A 15,860-nucleotide genomic window follows, 5' to 3' on the forward strand; every position below is an offset into this window, starting at 1 on the left:
AGCGATGTGTTTGTTAGTGTTTGCAGTGGGTTGTGGGCGGCGTGGCCGTTTGTAGCCAATCGGTATCAGAGTATACCGCCTGCGGGCGCGGCTACACCCAAGCAATCGCATACCGTATACTCCGTCCCCCGCCGCTCTGAACGAGCAGCCCGGCCTCTACGAGTGCCTTTAAATCGCGTGTAGCCGTCGCAGATGACGTCTTGGTCATCCCAATGTACTTCTTGTTCGAAAGTCCTCCCTCGAAGCCATCAGGCCCAGCATCAAGCAGCTTGTTGAGCGCCTTGCGCTGGCGGTCGTTGATTGGGGCACTGGCATGACGTTTCCAGTACTCCGCTTTTCTGATTGTGAGTTCTGCAATCTCGCGAGACTTCAGCATGCCAAGTTCCACCGTTTCGAGGAACCAGGCCAGCCACCCCGTGAGGTCGCCTTCACCCCTCTGAGTCTCTTCCAGGACCGCATAGTACGCTTTTCTAGATGCTGAAATCTGCGAAGACAAACTGTATGCCCTTCGTGACGTCTTTTCGTCTTGCGACATAGCCATGTCGGTAATCGCTCTAGCCAGACGTCCATTGCCGTCATCGAAGGGGTGTAGGGTGACAAACCAGAAATGGGCGATACCGGCCCGGATAATACCGTCCCCGTCTACGGGAGAATTGAACCAGTCGAGGAAGGCTTCCATTTCGTTGGGGAGGGCTTCAGCCGGTGGTGCCTCGTAGTGCAGCTTAGTCTTACCCGGCCTACCGGAGATAACCTGCATTGATCCGTCTGCGTCTGTCCGCCAGTCGCCAACTGTGATCCGTTGCGTGCCGGTGTAGCCAGTGGGGAAGAGAGCCGCATGCCATCCATAGAGGCGCTCAGCCGTGAGAGGAGTCTTGTGGTTGACCGTGGCATCAACAAGCACCTCAATCATACCGTCTTCATACTGATTACGGGGATGATAGCCTGCATCGTCCAGCCCCAATTTACGTGCCACGGAAGACCGTACTGATTGAGGATGCAATTTGACGCCCTCTATCTCTGAAGTGCGCACGATCTCGGTTTCCAGAAATAGGGCTTCAGCCTCAAGGGCTAACTTCTCATCAAGTGCTGAGAGCTGGGTTAGCAGTTCCCCCTGCAATTTCCGACATTGGCCTAGTTGAGGCAGTAAGGCTTCTGCCTTGTATGAAAACGAGGGCCAGGAGTCCCTCTGCCATATGTACGTAGGCATGATGTGATTCCTTCTTTTATTTAGATCAAATCATGATGAGAATATGGCATGTAATCTCATCGTGGTCAAATCGGCATGACGGCAACCTTGAGGTCCCTCCTAAAACGGGTCACCGTCATGCCCGGCGGGTGTTCGCTAATCTAGCTGAGAAGCACCAAAACGCCTTACTCTATGCGGCGTGCTTTCCTTCTGCCTGACTTTCGCAAGATAACTGGCCCACTCTGTAATCCAGTTAAGCTTGCTCCAGAAATCATGCTCCTGGGCAGCTCGCTCTTCCCCGGTCGCTTGACGGGTTGGCTGCTGAAGGATGATCCCGTTACCAGTGTAATTTCCAAATTGGTCTGTCTCGCACCTATGGACAAGTCCGGTTGCATTGCAGTTCAGGACATGCCCCCAAACCCTTTCGAGTTCATTCAAGAAAGCAACATAGTTGCTGACCCTGCTCGCATCCAACAAAATGACCAAATGGTAATGCGGTTTGCCATCAGGGGAGGATTCTCGAACCCACACGAAGTGGAAAGTGACATTGTGAGTTCGGGCGTTTTCCTTCATGATTTTGAACAGATGCGACACCTCTTCATTGTTTCCTGAAGGCTGATGGTCGTGAGGAAGACGAAGATCGGCGCGAACAAACATGACCCTGCTATACTTCGTCATCAATTGAATTCTTTCATGAATTTTTTGCAAGATGATGTCGTAGCAAAAGAACTGTCCCTCGTTACCGGTGTTAATCCTAAGACCATTAAAATCTGCCGCATTAGTAGTTGAATAGTAATTCATGGTGGTTCTCCTTAAGTAATTAATTTTTCACTATATCATAGTCCCTAGTGAATTAATTTTTACTCAAGAATTAAACTGCCATTGAATATCCACTTCTAGCTTTCCTCTCTGTCAGCTTCTCATATAATTACTATAATATAGGATATTACCAATAGCAGAATTCTAAACCGTCCAGAAAGCTTAAGCTACGAAATCAGCCTCTCCGAGCTACACCCGATTTACTAGACCCAATTTCATCGAAAGTTATTGAGAATCATACTTAAGGAAACAAGGTAGGAGAAACGGAGAGGGAAGTGCTTTCAATTCTCCCAAGCGTTTGCTGCATCCAATACCGATAAGATCCGGTGTCATGAAAGCGATGAATATGAGTGGTATTCCTAGAGGAGTTCCACGAAGCGATGTGCAGACAGTTTGAAATTCCTTCAGCGAGTACTGCGATAAGCACGTTTGAAGGGGGCCAATTGATAAGAAGATTGATGGGAAAGGGAGGAATCATGCTGACTCCCCCCTTCTTAGAATATGGAATGTGATTAAGCGTCTACTTTGCCTGTGCCCTTGCAGTCCTGACACTTAACCTTCTGCTTGCCACCGCAAGCAGGACAATTGTCAGGGCAACGTCCGCCATACTCCATGGGGCAATCAGCCATGCCGGTGCCATTGCAGTTTCCACATTTCTCTTTTGCCATTCTCAGTCTCCTTAGCGTTTGCAATTAGTGCGCACATTTCCAGTTGCAATGCAGCTCGATGGGAAATGTCGGTGGTAAATACACTGTTTTTGTAGCACTGATCGGTGTCTACATTCAACTTAAAATAATACCGATCGTGAGTTTATAGCCAGCGATTATCACCGCACCATGTGTCATACGAGGAGATGACCCATGGGAAACGTTTCAGAAAAGGTTGGTGCTCGAATCCGCACCCTGAGGAAACAGGCGGATCTGACCCAACAGGAACTCGCTGAGCGGGCGGGTGTAAGTTATAAATACTTGGGCCAGATTGAACGCGGTCAGGTCAACCTGTCAGTTGAGAAAATGGTAGAAATAGCCAATGGGCTAAACGCTGCTCCAAGTGAACTGCTTGATGACGGGAAGAAGGGAGCAGGCATCCTTTCCAAAGCACGATTTATTCTTGCCGAACTGTCCGACAATGAACTTGCCGTGGCTCTGGATATGCTGGAGTCGTTGAAGAGGCATTCCAGCGGAGACTAGCCCACCCGATTTATCATCTTGAGTATTTCTCGATCTGGAAACACAACGCCTTTCAAATCCTTCCCCCTGCACGGAGTCTCGTTCAGAAACGAGGCAACCCAGCGATGCTCCTCTTCAGACTCGGGCAAATGACCCAGTCGAGACTTGAGCATGAATTCTACCGCATCTTTCATATCGTTCAGCGTCCCAAGCACACTCCGGTTGTGCGTCTTGTGATAGGAAAACCCACCTAGCAGCAGCTTGGCTTGGGCGATCTGCGCCGGGTTGGCGTTCATGTAGCCCAAGGTCCGCTCGAAGTGATGGATGAAGACATGCTGAAAGTTGGCAAAGTCCTTCTTCATCAAGCCGGGGATGAATAGTGTGAATCGCGATTCATCGTTGACCAGCAGCACTGACTTACGGCGGAAGATGCGCAGGATGGTGCCATGCCAGCCGAGGAAGCCGCGCACGTCGGGAGCTGGAGTAAGCGGCTCTGAGGCCAGCTCCTTGGCGAGCTTTTGGGTGCAGAAGATGTAGGCCATGTCTCTTTCTGGCGACTATGCTAATATTGAAATTTATAAGATTATATACGAAATCTTAAAATTTTACCGGCCAGTTCCCTGCGCAGCTTACAGGACATCGAGAACTCCGACACGTTGGCATCCTTCAAGAAATGCTTTTTTCAAAAAATTACTGTTAGCAACCGGCGCATTAGCGGTCTGTTGCTGAACGGTGGCAAGGTAGGCGTCCGGTGTGATGCCGTGAACGTCGCGCAGAATGCGAACTTGCTCCAGCCAGTCCTTTGCATCACCTCCGCAACATTTTGCCTTGTATCGCTCCTCAACGCCGTACACCTCTTTCCATGTTTCGATTTCCTCATGGACAGCGGCCGGTCCGAAGATGAGTTGAATGTCGGCGGGTGTCAGGCGATCAACATCCGGGGAGTTAAGGTCGATAGTAATTTCGATGTCGTGGGCGTGGGGCGTATAGGGATAGAAAGCCTTGCGGCGTCCGGCGGCGTTATGGGCAGGGTCTTTGCTGAGTTTGTATGTACTGTTGCACTCATGACAAGCCGGGGCGAGGTTGCAGAAATTTATCGAATTGAAGGGATAGAGCGCCTGGGGTAGATAATGGTCATAAGCGTCGCGTTTAGTGTGATGTTCCCCCTTGATGTCTCCAAGGCCACAGAAAGGACATTTGCCGGTGGTATTCACCTGTATGAATGTCTGATAGTGCTCATCTATCTGGCCAATCTTTTCACGTAGCGCCTTAAGGTCGAGCAGTTGATGAGAATAAAGTCCTTTGAAAAATGAGGCCAGTTGTTCGCTCAGTTCAGGATGGATAGCGGCAATATCGGCATAGCGGACGATGTGAATCGCCGGATCATTGGCGCAGACTTTTTCGATGTCGTTGTTGGCCTTGTACCACAGTCTACACTGGGAGATTTGCGCCGGGGTTAGTGGAGCAAATAGGCCATAAATCCGCTCCACATGACCGTAAAAGAAATCCCCGCCCTTCGTGTCGCCGTAGAAAAAACACTCCATCAGTTCTTTGAGTTCGGCATTACCATCGCAAAGTTCAAATCTAAAGCCGCCATTGCCAGGAGCTTTGCACCACACCTCAAAAAAAATGAAGTCTATGAATTCCTGCATCTTCTCCATTGCATGCGGGACATAGGTGTAGGCGAACAGCATCAGTCCTGTTTCTCCATGCTGTCGAGAATAGTCTTGATGAGCAGGACTTTTTCCACTGAGTCGCCGAGCTGGCGGTTAATCTCGGCAATAACCTGCTCTTTGTCCTCGCCCTGTTCAAAACGGTGGCGGAGGTCTTCCAGCATCGACTGTGCATGACCGCCGATGGTCTCATGTTTGCCGAAGGTGGCCATGGTGATCTTGTTGATTGATGCTCCTAGAGTATTGTAGTCAGGGTTGAGGACCGATACCTCTCCATCGGCCTTTTTGAACACCAGCACTTTTTCCGGTCGGCTGTCGGAAATCAGAAACGGAGTGTGGGTGGTGACCAGCATCTCCTGACCGTCGCTGCCGTTGAAACTCTGGAGCAGACGGGTGACGAAGTTCGCACGCCAATCTGGGTTGAAATGGGTCTCTGGTTCGTCTAGCAGGAACAGGCTCTGGGTGTTTTTAAACAGCATGCAGAGACCAAGGGTGTGCAGCAGTTGGTGTTCGCCGTCCGAAAAGCTTTTCAGGAGGACAGGCTCTGGCACATCAGTCTTTGTCACCCAGAAATTTTTGAAGCGCATAATGCGCTGATCTGAAGCCAGGATAGGGACAGTCTCACTGGCATAGAGGCTGTCTGACTGGTAAAGATCTCTTTTGAGATCGTCGCTTGCAGAGAACAGATTGAGGGTTAACAGAACCTGAAAGGCTTGGAACAGAGAGATTGGCGAGCCATTGACCTCGAAATCGAAATTTTCGCTGAAGGCCTGCCTAGTGGCGTCGTTGACCCGGTAATCGAGATAGAGGGTGTCGCTGGCTTCGTCAAGATACCAACAGGTAGCACAGCGCATCAGGCGTGGGACGATTTTATCGCTTTTCTTATCACCATCGAGCAGGTGTACTAGATTGACGCGATACCGCTTGGTCTGGCGTTCGTCTTCGATCGCGCTCAGGGCCGGGTGGTTATTGACGATATCCTCGATGGTTTCCCGTTTACTCTCATCCTGACTGCCGAAGGCGGAGATCAGGCTTTCCTCCACTTCGATGCTACGCCGAATGATGATGCGGAACTCCATGAGTTCCTCGATTTTCACATCATTGCGGAAAGGCGAAATCGCATCGGTGTCCTGAAACAGTAGATTGCAAAGCAGGATCGCCTGGCTGAACCCGCTGTCGAGATAAACCAGCCGAGATTCCGGGCGACCAGGATAGGGAAGCTGCTGTTTTAGCGCCTGCCCGTATTCATCGAACTGGACAAAGCGCATCTTGAAAAACGGAAGGCTGAGGATTTCGTTTTCACCGGAGGAGTAGCCCAGAACGAACTCCGGTAGCAATTGGCGGGCCAGGGTCTGTCCGATGGTAAGCTCCACTTCTCCTTCCCGTTCTTCATGATTGAGAAGGAACCACTTGGGAGATTCGCCAGGCTGTTTGGCGATGCGCACATGGGCCTGACCATCGTGGCCTGTAGTCGTCAAGGCTTCCTTGGGTCGAATCAGATATTCAATCTCGAAGCCGTCCGGGGTGGCTATTTCACTGCGGAAGCCACCAGAATTGGCCTCTTCCTCAAAACGGAAACTGTCCGGCAGGTTCTCCAGATAGATGCACTCCAAGTGATAGAAAATCGCCGCCAGCACCTCCAGTAGGTTCGACTTGCCGCTGCCGTTGGGCCCAGCACAGACAAAAGGGGCGAAGTCCTCTTCATCCTGCAAGTCCCAGTCACTGCGAAACTGATACTCGAACCCGGCTTGCAGACTGCGAAACCCCTTTGGGTCGGTAATCTTCAGACGGATGAGCTTCACAGGTTTGAGCCTTTGACGGGAATGATTTGCACCGTGTTAGATTCGTCATCAAACGTTTGGAGCAAAGATCCATTTTTCAGCATTTCGAATATGATGGACTTCACGTGATCGTAGTCGGGAACCGACAGTTCGTCTTCCCCATCTATCCCCAAATCTTCAAGCACCCCCTCATTACTCAACTCAAGAAGATTGCCATGAGTCCTCACCATAAATTCTGAAATTGAAACAGATTCCCCTACTTTTGCTGCCTCGATATACGTGGTCAGCCACTCTTTGAGGGCGTGCTTTCGGTGTTTGAATCCTGTTAAGACTTGCGGGAATTCCATATCTGGAGTCGTGAGGATTTGAGATTCCCGACGAGATGAATCTTCAACGGCTTGCTCATGCTCCTCTGCTGTTGGCAGCTGCACACGCGACAAATCTAGCTCGCCCTTGAACGCCATCTGGCTCAGCGCGCCATAGAGGTATTCCAGATCAGTCAGGCATTGCTGGTAGCGGGATTTGAGGGCATCGATTTTGTTGATGATGACGGCGAATTGGTTTTGTAGCTCGACTGGTGGCTTGATCATCGTGATCTTTTGGAAGTCGCCTTTGGTCAAAATTTTCTTCATACCCTTTGAAGCATGACTTTGGATGTAGGCTTTGGAAATCTTGAACAAGACATATAAAAAGAGTGGATTAACGTCCTTCTTCGGTTGAATGGCGTTGATTTGCTGGTTAAACGCAACTGTTCTGTCTGTTAGTGCCGCCCGACCGATGGACTCAATGCTTCCGGCTATACAAGCCACCATAAGAGCGCCCTTCGTTACTGTTCGCGCTTTGGTTGCCCCAGTTTTTGAAAGATACTCTTCGGCCTGACTTATATAAACAGAGTCAGCCGAAATATTGACCGTCTTTATCCATTCAATGTGTTGGCTCGAATAGTTGGCCGGGTCTTTTCTTGGGGGAGTATTTCCCGTCGAAATCTTGCCAAAATGGTTCAATTCCGGTTTATCCCACCCCTTCTCATTCCGCACAGGGTCACCGAACATCTCGAGAAAGACGCTTTTGAGTAGGTCGTCGAGTTGTTGCAGGTGTTGTTTGCGCCGAGCGATCAGCCCTTCCACCTTGCCGAGCAGATGGGCAATGCGCTTTTGGTCGTTAAGCGGTGGGAGGGGAATTTTTATGCTCTCAAGCCCCTTAAACTTCAGCGAGTCTCTGACCGCTCCTTCGGTGTTCGCGCGAATTTGGGCAATGCCCCAGTCACTCTTCATGTAACGGAGGAGGTAGTCCGCGAATAACTCTGAGTCTGTTTCAAAAACGATATAGAGAGGGCTTACGAGAACTTTGTCGGCATTTTTTAGATAATCTATTGAACCAACATTGATGCGTGAAGGGTTATAAGCGAACTGTCCTTTAAGGACCACTTTATAGTTCGAAATATCCTTGCTGAAGACTTTTTTGCTGAAATAATCAGTCGAAAGAGTGAAGCCCTCAGAATTGGTTACTGAAAATACTTTCGTGCCAGATTCACCTTTATTGCGTTTACTGAACTGCCGAACATGCTCACCTAAGTTGGCTACGAGGTGTTTTGTTTTCATCCAACTATTCCCTGCAACTCAAGTAGTTCGCGCACAATTCCACTTTGAACCTTGACCAATTCGTCGTCTCCCACCTCGCCGACTTCTTCCTTCAGCAGCCGCTCAAGAATGATTCCCGGCTCTTCATATTCCACCTCTTCAAACACATCCTCCTTGTACCGCGACAGTGAAAGGTCATAGCTGTTTTTTTCGTCTGCGATTTCAGCTTGTGGCACCATAAACCATTTCGCGGTGCGATCTGTATCCTTCTCCTCATTTCGCTCGTGAAACTGGGTGACGATATCAAGCAAATCCCCATACCCTTCCTGCTTGCTGCGCTTGTCGTCCAGGGAGTAGCCGTCCGCCTGCATCTCGTAGAACCAGACATTCTCCGTGGCTGCTTGCGTCACCTTATCCTTCGGTCCCCATACCTTGGTGAAGAGCAGAATGGCGGTGCTGACCCCGGCATAGGGCTTGAACACTCCGCTGGGCATGGTGATAACAGCCTTAAGGTCGCAACGGTTCACCAACATCTCACGCAGGGCCTTGAAGGCCTTGCCCGAGCCGAACAACACTCCTTGGGGGACAATGACGCAGGCAGTGCCGCCTTTTTTCAGCAGGCGGTAGATATTCTCGACAAAGAGCAGCTCGGTCTTGGTGGTGCCCACCGTGAGGTTCTCGTTGATGTCGCCCTTGTCGATGCTACCGGTAAAGGGTGGGTTGGCCATGACAATGTCGTATTCGGCTTCCTCGCTGTAGCTCTTGGAGAGGGTGTCCTTGTAGTCAATGTTCGGCTCGTCGATGCCGTGCATCATCAGGTTCATCAACCCCAAGCGCACCATGGTGCTGTCGATGTCGTAACCAAAGAGGGAGGCTTGCAAAATTGCCTGAGCCTTTTCGGTGAGCCCTGCTGCGACAGAGGTGCGGACAAAACCATCTTCATCAGGCTGCAGGTCTTTGGCCCCGGCCTTTTTCGCCAACTCCGTGACGATATACTGGTAGGCCCCGAGCAGAAAGCCTCCGGAGCCGCAAGCAGGGTCGGCGATGCGATGGCCCAGTTGCGGACGCACTAAATCGGCCATCAGCTTGATGATGTGGCGTGGTGTACGGAACTGGCCGTTCTTGCCTGCCGTGGCGATCTCGGAAAGAAGCATTTCGTAGACATCGCCCTGGATGTCCTGAAATGCCTGCCCCTTCTCTTGCGAGTCATGCTCCATAATTTCGAAGATCTCGTCGATGGTCTTCACCGCCTCCACCAGCAGGGCAGGCTTGGGGATGATGAAGACAGCATTTTTCATGTGGCGGGTGAAGTTGGACGTTGCCCCGTTCATATCCTTGAGGAAGGGAAAGACCCTAGTCTGGACGTGCTGGAGCATCTCCTCGGCCTGCATATGCTTGAACTCGCGCCAGCGCAGTGTGTATCTGTCGACAGCGTGATATTCTTCGTCTTCTTTGCCTCGGAATTCAGGAGGAATCCACAGCCCATCAAATTTCGACGTATAGGGCTCACCGGTCCACTCGGCATCGGCCTGTTTCTTCTGGTCCAACTCGTCGAGCCGCTTCATGAACAGCAGATAGGTAATCTGTTCTATAGCAGTGAGCGGGTTGGAAATGCCACCAGCCCAGAACTTGTTCCAGAGCTGGCCGATCTTGCTTTTGAGTTCGGGATTATTTTGAAGCACTTAATGATTCCTTGTGTGTTGTCGCTCTTCCTAGGCCGCCAAGCGTTCGGTGAGTTGCAGTATCTCGCTAATTTCCGCAGGGCTGAAGACACCACGAATACCTTGCGGATGGATCACCGTAAAGGGAGCATTGATGAGGTCTCTTTTTTCGACCTTCTCTCGTTCGATGATAAACCCCTTGAGCAAGTTCAGGAATTCCAATTGACGGCTGGAAAGGTTGCTGTGCTGCCCGATGAACTGATCAAAAGCCTCGCTAACCGTCTCGGGGAAGCTTCTGAGAACCTCTATCCCAAGAATGTGGCGGATGAACTGAATGAAGTGCGCCTTGCGATTCTTGTAGACCTGGCGCAGGAGGTCTTCGGTAATGTGCGGATGTTCGGCATGGAGCATGTCTGCCAAATCGGCAGCCTCTATCGGTGAAACATCTTCTCCATTTTTGATTTTTTGCAATATGGGATTGTGTGCAGTCAGTTCGGAAATCATCGCCTCGACCATTTCGCGGTAGCGGCTGATGCTGACCGATTCGTGCTGCGGGCCAAACTCGACCCGTTCTTTGTTGTGTAACACGTCGGTTAGGTCGAGGTGTACCGGGCCCGGGCCAGTCTGCAACTCCCGGAACTTCATCAACGGGCCGAGGCGGGTGTTCAACTCGTCAAGAGCATCTTCCAGTGCGTTGACGTCACTTACGGACCAATAATGGTTTGTCTGGGCAGCGCGAATCAACTGTCCTTCTGCTTTGACGAAGTTGACGGAAAGCGGCAGTTCGCTGATCTGCTCGACAAGCCCCTCCTTGAGAGTTTCAGCCTTTTCCTTTTCGTCGCTGAGCCTGGCGAGTGAATACTCTAGAACATCCCGCTCAAAGCGCATGGCCTTGAAGTCGGCCTCGGAAACGGTGCGGAAGAGCGGCTTGATCTCGGAGCGCAGGAATTCCAATCTCTGGTGGCTTAGGGTTACCCAGAAGTTTCCTTCATACACCTTGTCCAGAGAGGTCGCCGCCTCCTTGATGACGACTGAATTTTGCGGCAACTGACTGATCTGAAATCGCAGCTTGGTTATTTCGCGTTTGGCGATCTGCTCCTGCGCCAGGTCGAGGGCTTTTTCAATCTTATCAATACGCAACCCGACAAGCCGCACTGGCAGGGGCAGTTGGGGCTTGAGCTCCTTGCCCTTTGGCTGCAATTTGAAATATTCGAAATTGTCCCAGCAGTCGAGAATCAGGAACACATCCTTTTCCAGACACCAAGGCTTGGGCTTGCTGGTTTCCAGGAGACGGGTTCCACGCCCGATCATCTGCCAGAACTTGGTGTAGGAGTACACCGGCTTGGCAAAGACAAGATTGACTATTTCGCGAACGTCGATACCGGTGTCCAACATGTCGACGCTGATGGCGACCCGAGGCATGTCGCTGTTGGTGAACTGATCAAGCAGTCCGCCCTTGCCGTAGACACGGGGGTCATCGGAAACCAGAACCTTGGCCAACTCGCCTTTATACTGGGGGTAAAGCTTGTCGAAAATCTCTTCCATCCGTCGGGCATGGGCCTTGGAAGAGCAAAAGAAAATGGTCTTGCCGGGCAGCACACCGTTGTGGTCTTTGATGCACTCCTCCATGAATTCCCTGACGATAAGGGTGTTGGTCCCTTTGTTGATCACCTGCTTTTCCAGCTGTGATCCCTCGAAGTTGATTTCTTCGACTTCCTTGCCCTCCAGCAGCAGCTTTTTCTGATCCTCGAGCGAGATTGTGCGCTTACTTATGCCTTCCATCTGGAAACGGGTCTGGATTTTCATTACCTGAAAGCTGCTCAGATAGGGCGGTACGCTGTTAACTGCCTCTTCAAAAGTGTAGGCAAAAGTGGGAAGACCATCTTCGCAATGGAAGAGCTGAAAGGTGTTGTGGTCAATGATGTCTGTGGGCGTGGCCGTCAGGCCCAGGGTGATCGTCTTGAAGAAGTCCAACACCTCTTTATAGGTGTTGTAAATGGAACGGTGACTTTCATCTACCACTATAAAATCAAAGAAGTGCGGTGATAGGTTCTGCGACTCGTCCCGAATAATGTTGAGCATTGTTGGGTAGGTCGAAATATAGATACGACGGTCTTTGGCGAGTAGCTTTTCGCCAACGTTGGGCCAGCGAGGCTCGTGAGGCAGGTGTTCCTTAAAGGCGGCCAATGCTTGCTCACGCAAAGCAATACGGTCAACTAGGAACAGCACCTTTTCAGCGTGTCCGGCACGCATGAGGGCATCAATCGTCGCGATGCAGGTTCGAGTCTTGCCGGTACCGGTAGCCATCACCAGCAGGAAGTCACGTTTTTTCTGTTCGATGCCTTCGAGAACGGCACGTATGGCCCGGATTTGATAATCTCGACCAGCAATGGCGGTATTGATGAGTTCTTGGGTCAAAGGCTTGCGATTGCGACGGATGTACTGAAACCGCTCCAAGTCATCTCGCGTTGGGAAGCCTACAACCTTGCGGGGCGGATAGTTGTCCAGGTCCCAAAAGTAGATTTCGTGACCATTGGCATAGAAACAAAACGACAGCTCGCCACCCAGCTGCCTCTGGATGTTATAGCAATATTGTTTAGCCTGCTCTCGACCTAGCGCTGCATCTTTGCTTGATTTTTTTGCCTCGACAACGGCTAAAGGCTTTCGGTCTTTTCCGAGCAGAACATAGTCGCTGAATTGATGGCCTTCGTATTGAGTGCGCGGCTTTTCAACCCCGTCAGGCAAATCTACCAGAATGTCGAATTCCTCAACAACTTGAGTTGGGTCATTGACATTCCAACCAGCAAGTTCAAGCTGTTTATCTATTAGTTCTGCACGTGTTTGGGCTTCAGATCTACTCATACGTCAACATTCCTGCTCGGCCTGACAAGCGTAACGGCATTTTCTCTGGAGTAAGCTATGATTTGTCATAGAGAAAAGGGACTCTATGCAACATAGAATTTGCTATACCTAGCCAAGGCTAAAAGTCAATGTATTAGGGGGAATGAAATAAACGCGGCAGTCGAAAGAGATATCCCATTTCGAGCAATTTGCAACAACAGCTCCTAGCTTGGTTCAGACATTGAGGCTTCCAATTGGGAATAAGAAATACCAAATGTAGATATCGAGAAGGTTTCCATCAAGCTGATTGCAACCTGAGCAAGCTCAAGCCACAAAGGAATTGAAGCCTCTTGCTCCTCTTTGGGGCTACTAGACACAACCAAAGCGTAGATCGAAAGGACAACCATTCCTTTGAAATATATTACAGCAAACTCTTGCACCTCGAAATATTCAGGCTTTTCAGATTCGTCTAGTTCCATTATTTCTTTTCGAACTTCATCAAATGACCTCACTGGGTAAATTATCAAAATAAGGCCAACAACCGCTGACATAAGCTGTTTCTTGGCTTCAACATCAAGCGCATTTATGCATTGAACAACCGAGCTATTCATAAACCGCGGATCATGAGCATATTTATTTCGAATAAAGGATAAAGATCGAATAAAATCGTATCCTAGCTGCGGTATGACCTTAGCTTTCAGTAAGGCATCCAGCCTAACTTTCATGCCTGAATTTGGGAAATTCTTAATCGTTTTGTCTACTCCATTTACCTGAGCCAAACTCCCAATAAAATGCTCAATCAAGCTATGAGCTTTAAGCGTAAAACGGTATTCATCTTCTTCAAGCAATTCTAATAATTCAGAAATCGACAAATCTACGCGTTCCAATTGACGTGAGATCATCATTTTATAGTTCTCAAACAACCCTTCAATGGATGTTTGCATTTGCTTCTCGCAATACGCTTCGGTCAAGACCATTGTCAGCTCCTGTTGTTTTTTTACCCGATATCATAATTGCGAAGCCGTTGTCCCAATCGGAATACGCCTCTCTCAAATCACGTTAGCTCCCATCAAAGATTATTATGGTTTTAAGATTTTGTATGAAATCTTAATAATAGGTTAGTGTGCTGCTCATTCTTTTTCAAACATATATTACTCCTTTGACTGCCAGGACTTTTTTAATTTCCGGCGACAAGACACAATATGCCCCATGGTCGCGAGACGCGACCGTGGGGTTTTCTTTATTCAAGGAGGTAGCCATGGAATCACAGATGAGTTCCCCTGAAATTACGGAATTGGCCGAGGCAATGATCCAGGTGCAGCAAGCGCTTTCTCCTGCACTAAAGGACGCGGAGAACACTTTTACAAACAGCCGGTACGCAACACTTCATTCGGTCATGAATGCGTGCCGGGATGCTTTGATAAAGCACGGCGTCTGGCTGACCCAGTACCCGGTATCAGTTGAGGCTAATCAACTCGGCCTTGTCACCAAGATTGTCCATGCGGAGACAGGGCAGTGGCAGGCTTCATTGTTGACCATGCCGTTGCCAAAGAACGATCCGCAAGGGTATGGCTCGGCGATGACCTATGCGCGTAGGTACGGCTTGTCCGCATTGATCGGGATCGTGACAGAAAACGATGATGATGGAGAATTGGCTTCTCAGCAGGGCTGGCAGCACAACACTGGTTTTCAGCCCCGTAACCACAGGGAGAACCCAGCTGCTCCACAGCAGAAATCGGTTCCTGAGGGTACTGGTACTGACGCGGTAAATCTGCCTCGTCTTGATGGGGTGCAATACAGACACGGCACAGCCAATGACGGCAAGCAGTGCGTACTCGCAACTGGCGACACCCATTCCAAGAAGGCGTTCCTGCGCAAGGCCGGTTTCCGATGGGATGGCACCCGCAAGGTCTGGTGGAGGTATGCAGATGCCGCATGAAAATCTCAAGGCACAAGGACTGCTTCGCCTCCTGACTCAAGGCCTCCTGGCTCACGCTGAGCAGAAGACAGTCTGTGAGCTTGGCGACCGTAGCCAGTACATCGGCATGTCTGACATCGGCAAAGGCATGGAGTGCATGCGGGCCGCAGTGGCGAGCAAACTCGGTCTGTCCGCCACTCCCGCCGCATCTGCCGTGGCTGGGCTTGATCCTGACGCTCTCGCTCGTACTCTTAGTCGGCAGATCATTCTGCAGCGAGGGCATTGGCAGGAACATGGCATAGAAAAAGCTCTTACCGCTACCGGTGTGAAGTTGTTGCCACAGCTTGAAATCTGCATTGAGCATAGCGGTGTACCCATAAAGGCACACCTGGACTTCACCCTGGTATGGGGTGGCCGTCGTCCTGCTGTCCGGATTTTGGAACTCAAAAGCAATGAGCGCATTCCGGATTCGCTCTATGCTTCATACGAGGCGCAACTCTATGGCCAAATGGGACTGCTTTACGCCTGCTGGGGCGAACCTTGTTTTTCCGTCCCTGAAACGGAGATGGAATTGGTCACGTTTCCGCAGGCCGTGCAGGCCATGTTCGGCGTGACGCTTCCCGATTCCCCTAACACCGTGGACATCGAGGCGTGGGTGCTTTCCATCTCTCTGTCTGAGGTCAGACCATTCGGTCCGTATCTCGCTGACGAGATGATGCTGGCAACGTGCCTGCAGACAGCGGTTGCAATCTGGCGGGCGGCAGAAGACATACGAGCAGGAAACCTGGAGTTGAACGACCTCTACTACTGCCGTGGCTTTCACCCTTTGTGCGATTGGTGCGACGTCAACGCAGACTGCCCGAAGTTTCGGGACATAAGTATCCCAGCAGATTCTGCTTGCGGCCTGGAGTTGGAAGAGCTTGCTATCCTCAAGGAGCGAAAGACTGCCCTGGAGGGACGTATTGCTGAGGCAGAAGAGCGCATCAAGCAAACGTATCGTCTGATTGGAGGGCAGGATTGGATTTCGACGGAAGATCATCGTTTTCGGATTGCGACCGTGGCTGGTCGAAGAACTCTCGATCGCTCCCAGGTCGTGGACACCTTAACTTCATTGATTGGTGATGAACTCAAAGTCGAGGCAGCTTTGGAGCAATGCGAAAAGGCTGGCAGGTCTCATGAACGGCTATACGTCAGCAAGATCAATAAGCCGCTGAAGTCGGCGGCATAGCCAA

At 50.5% G+C, this 15,860-nt stretch carries 13 protein-coding genes; 3 read left to right on the plus strand and 10 right to left on the minus strand.

Annotated elements, in window-relative coordinates:
- Positions 1-91 precede the first annotated feature (91 nt).
- From HFN16_RS08985 to HFN16_RS08995, 3 genes are all read right to left on the minus strand, one after another.
- Positions 92-1,207 carry a Fic family protein gene (locus HFN16_RS08985; protein WP_168890433.1) on the minus strand — a complete coding sequence of 372 codons (1,116 nt, stop codon included), beginning with the start codon at positions 1,205-1,207 and terminating at the stop codon, positions 92-94.
- 135 nt (positions 1,208-1,342) lie between these two features.
- The gene (locus HFN16_RS08990) at positions 1,343-1,987 is read right to left on the minus strand and encodes an inovirus-type Gp2 protein (protein WP_168890434.1); all 645 of its coding nucleotides are present in this window, start codon (positions 1,985-1,987) and stop codon (positions 1,343-1,345) included.
- A 530-nt stretch (positions 1,988-2,517) separates the two neighbouring features.
- The gene (locus HFN16_RS08995; RefSeq protein ID WP_168890435.1) at positions 2,518-2,673 is read right to left on the minus strand and encodes a hypothetical protein; all 156 of its coding nucleotides are present in this window, start codon (positions 2,671-2,673) and stop codon (positions 2,518-2,520) included.
- 192 nt (positions 2,674-2,865) lie between these two features.
- On the opposite strand from HFN16_RS08995, the gene HFN16_RS09000 reads away from it, so the two are divergent.
- Positions 2,866-3,195: a helix-turn-helix transcriptional regulator gene (locus tag HFN16_RS09000; RefSeq protein ID WP_168890436.1), complete on the plus strand. Its 330-nt coding sequence runs from the start codon at positions 2,866-2,868 to the stop codon at positions 3,193-3,195.
- On the opposite strand, the gene HFN16_RS09005 is transcribed toward HFN16_RS09000, so the two are convergent.
- The 7 genes from HFN16_RS09005 to HFN16_RS09035 all read right to left on the minus strand — a co-directional run bounded on the left by HFN16_RS09005 (position 3,192) and on the right by HFN16_RS09035 (position 13,687).
- A complete protein-coding gene (locus HFN16_RS09005; RefSeq protein ID WP_168890437.1) occupies positions 3,192-3,716 on the minus strand; it encodes a hypothetical protein in 525 nt (174 codons plus the stop codon). The genes HFN16_RS09000 and HFN16_RS09005 overlap by 4 nt on opposite strands.
- Before the next feature lie 87 nt (positions 3,717-3,803).
- The gene (locus HFN16_RS09010; RefSeq protein ID WP_168890438.1) at positions 3,804-4,868 is read right to left on the minus strand and encodes a hypothetical protein; all 1,065 of its coding nucleotides are present in this window, start codon (positions 4,866-4,868) and stop codon (positions 3,804-3,806) included.
- Entirely contained in the window at positions 4,868-6,649 is a 1,782-nt protein-coding gene (locus HFN16_RS09015) for a restriction system-associated AAA family ATPase (RefSeq protein ID WP_168890439.1), read from the minus strand. Before HFN16_RS09015 ends, HFN16_RS09010 begins: the two co-directional genes overlap by 1 nt.
- Positions 6,646-8,229 (minus strand): restriction endonuclease subunit S, encoded by a 1,584-nt coding sequence (locus tag HFN16_RS09020; protein WP_168890440.1) that lies wholly within the window; start codon positions 8,227-8,229, stop codon positions 6,646-6,648. Before HFN16_RS09020 ends, HFN16_RS09015 begins: the two co-directional genes overlap by 4 nt.
- Positions 8,226-9,890: a class I SAM-dependent DNA methyltransferase gene (locus tag HFN16_RS09025; protein WP_168890441.1), complete on the minus strand. Its 1,665-nt coding sequence runs from the start codon at positions 9,888-9,890 to the stop codon at positions 8,226-8,228. The genes HFN16_RS09020 and HFN16_RS09025 overlap by 4 nt, the downstream gene beginning before the upstream one ends.
- Before the next feature lie 30 nt (positions 9,891-9,920).
- Positions 9,921-12,731, minus strand: a complete 2,811-nt coding sequence (locus tag HFN16_RS09030; RefSeq protein WP_168890442.1) for a DEAD/DEAH box helicase family protein — start codon at positions 12,729-12,731, stop codon at positions 9,921-9,923.
- 203 nt (positions 12,732-12,934) lie between these two features.
- The gene (locus HFN16_RS09035; RefSeq protein WP_168890443.1) at positions 12,935-13,687 is read right to left on the minus strand and encodes a hypothetical protein; all 753 of its coding nucleotides are present in this window, start codon (positions 13,685-13,687) and stop codon (positions 12,935-12,937) included.
- 251 nt (positions 13,688-13,938) lie between these two features.
- On the opposite strand from HFN16_RS09035, the gene HFN16_RS09040 reads away from it, so the two are divergent.
- Together HFN16_RS09040 and HFN16_RS09045 are read left to right on the plus strand one after the other, a co-directional pair.
- Positions 13,939-14,649, plus strand: coding sequence for an ERF family protein (locus tag HFN16_RS09040; RefSeq protein ID WP_348771078.1), 711 nt, complete (start codon positions 13,939-13,941; stop codon positions 14,647-14,649).
- Positions 14,639-15,856, plus strand: coding sequence for a hypothetical protein (locus HFN16_RS09045; RefSeq protein WP_168890444.1), 1,218 nt, complete (start codon positions 14,639-14,641; stop codon positions 15,854-15,856). The genes HFN16_RS09040 and HFN16_RS09045 overlap by 11 nt, the downstream gene beginning before the upstream one ends.
- Positions 15,857-15,860: the final 4 nt, after the last annotated feature.

It is taken from the genome of Pseudodesulfovibrio sp. zrk46 (genome assembly GCF_012516435.1).
Taxonomy (GTDB): domain Bacteria; phylum Desulfobacterota; class Desulfovibrionia; order Desulfovibrionales; family Desulfovibrionaceae; genus Pseudodesulfovibrio.